At 32.7% G+C, this 2,613-nt stretch carries 2 protein-coding genes; both read left to right on the top strand.

All coding sequences use genetic code 11. The features are described 5' to 3' along the window. Positions 1–182: hypothetical protein (locus HMPREF9129_RS01415; protein ID WP_004819571.1), on the top strand; the 182-nt coding region annotated here is incomplete at its 5' end. A 438-nt stretch (positions 183–620) separates the two neighbouring features. Further along, entirely contained in the window at positions 621–2,348 is a 1,728-nt protein-coding gene (locus HMPREF9129_RS01410) for an S-layer homology domain-containing protein (RefSeq protein WP_004819570.1), read from the top strand. Positions 2,349–2,613 lie beyond the last annotated feature (265 nt).

Here is a 2,613-nt window from a genome sequence, read left to right as displayed (position 1 = left end):
GTTTAGAAGGAATAGATAGAGAAACAAACTATCCAACAGAATCAGGATTTGGTGGTCAAAAGCCAGGAGAAACTGAATGTAATTGCGTTGGATGGTCACAAAGAGATAATAGTGTTTGGAAAAAAATTAAAGATTCAATTTCAGGAGCTTGGTGGAACTTCACAGGATGGATTAGAGGCTGATAAGATAATATTTATCTTTTAGACTATTAACATTTATATAAGGTTTGATTTATTATAAATTCAAGTTATAAAAATATCTGTTAGGGAGTAATCTTTAACAGATATTTTTATGTATAGAAATACTCTATAATGTTTGCAAGAATTTTATCTAAAAAATATTATAGGGATTAAAATTTTAATTTAATTTTGTGAATCGGGCTCAGGCCTGATTTTTTATAATTTTTAGAGTATTAAATACAGCTGCTGAGTTGAAATTATACAACTGAATTTCATAAATAAATTTATAGAGTAAGAATAAATTAAAAAATATTTTTAATATTGGTAATTAATTGCAAATAATGTTCTGTTCACACAGGATCCGTGGTATATAGCACATTTTAATCAAAAAAACCTGAGGAGGGTAAAAATGAACAGTTTATTGTTCCTAAAAATATTCATTTGTGGCAAGGTTCAAAGGAGAGCGGAGTTTATGGTGTTTTAGGTAAGATATTGCCAGCAACAAATGGAGAGCCGGATAGATCCAAAGGGGAATATCATAAATGGGAAGATAAGATACCAAAACAAGATTTTATATTAAAAGAGGGTACTAATCTCACTATGGCATATATGAAGGTGCTTTCCGGAGTAAATATTATAGTTGAAAATGGTGCGGTATTAAATTTATATGATTCTTCAATTTTTGGAAAAATTACAGTTGATGGCGGTACTTTAAGAGTAAATTATGATACGGAAGACAAGTTTACCGGTGATATAGAGGCAAAAAATCCAAATAAATTAATATCCGGAACATCGATACAGGGTCAGATAATTTTAAAAAATGGAGCGGTGCTGGAAGATTCATATGTGTATTCACATACAAACAATCTGGTAGATGGGGGAGCTGCGCTTGAAAATATAAGACCTGTTGTATTGGTCCAAGGAAAGGCTTTTATCAAAGGCAATGTCTTTATAAGAGGGGATGAGTCGCCGACAGGAGAGGATAAGCAAACTAAAAAGGTATATAGGGGACAGAATGCAATGGCTATAGAGAATGGAAGTCTCACAATAGCTGATAAATCTTCTTTGTATTTATATGAAGGAGGAACTAATGTTACAACATCTTTAGGAGGAAATGCGCTTGAGTTAAAAGATGGAAAAGTTTTAGGCGAAGGAACTCTTGTTGCAATGGGAGGAGTAGGGCATGCTCCGATCAAGGATGAGAATATAGCAGGTTATGCAGTTGTTGGCAGAGGAGATATTTCTTGTGAGAAGGTCTATTTAAGATCCGGAAATGCTTATGCAGGAAGTGAGGAACAAAGAGCGATTAAGAGTAATGATGGTATTAAAATTCATAAGAATGTAAAGGGAAAGATCATTGACTCTAAAGGATGGGATGGAGAGTACAGGGAATATTGGAAAAGGTCGTCTATACTGTATAAAGTAGATTCACTAATACCAAATGAAATATTACGACCTGATGGTGATGAAAAAATATTTGGAGAGGCAGTTCCGGCGGATATTTTTAAACCGGGCAAAAAGATAAAAAGAGTTGATTTAAAATCATCTAATGTATATCAAAAATCTATAGCAGTAAGTTTAAATGACGAGGGCAGAGCTTGGTTAGAAGAAATTAAGAATAAATATGAGAATGAAACTACAGGTCAAAGAGAAACCGGGCACTATGAATATAGAAAATTAGTGAGAAACGGCGAGGGAAAAGTACATAAAACTGAGAAAACTAAAGTTGAAGAAGGATATATTGAAGGTTATCCGGACGGAAGTTTTAAGCCGGAAAATTCGATAACCAAAGACAAAGAAAAAAAGGATGAATTTAAGTTAAAGAAAGTAAAATTTGAAGCACAAGGATGGATACCAACGCTACAAGGTATAAAAATTTCAAGATACAAAGAAAGCCAAGAATGGTTAAAAGCCATATCAGAAGGTAGAAGCGAAATAAAGAAAGAAAAAGGGGAAAAAATAGAAAAACAGAAACATGGTAAAGAAGGTTACAGTGCTAACATAGAAGCCTCAACACTACAGATAAGTGGCTTGAAAGAGAAAGACACAGTAACTATAGAAGTAGAAGGATATGAAACTGTAACTCTAGAAGCTAAAAATGACAGCTGGGGAATTTATTACCTAACTCAAGTAGAAAATACTAAAAAATCAGAAGAAGAGAGACTTTGAAATAGTTTGTCTATAAAATTCCTCCTGATAAGATAATAATCAGGGGGAATTTTTACGCCAAGAAAAAGACTGGAAACAAAATTAAAAATATTAAAAATGTCAATCTAAGAGTATCAACTGGAAACAGCTGAGGACGTACAAGAAGCTATAGAAGAGTTTTTAGGAGATACAATGAGGCAAATGTTAAATCAAACTGGATTAGCATCTTTCTTTGGATACATTTATTTAAAAATTCAGTTTTTTCTAAATCATATATAGCATCCTT

It is taken from the genome of Peptoniphilus indolicus ATCC 29427 (genome assembly GCF_000227315.1).
GTDB lineage: Bacteria > Bacillota > Clostridia > Tissierellales > Peptoniphilaceae > Peptoniphilus > Peptoniphilus indolicus.
Note: the sequence above shows the minus strand (reverse complement) of the source record. Positions and strands in the feature narration are given on the sequence as shown.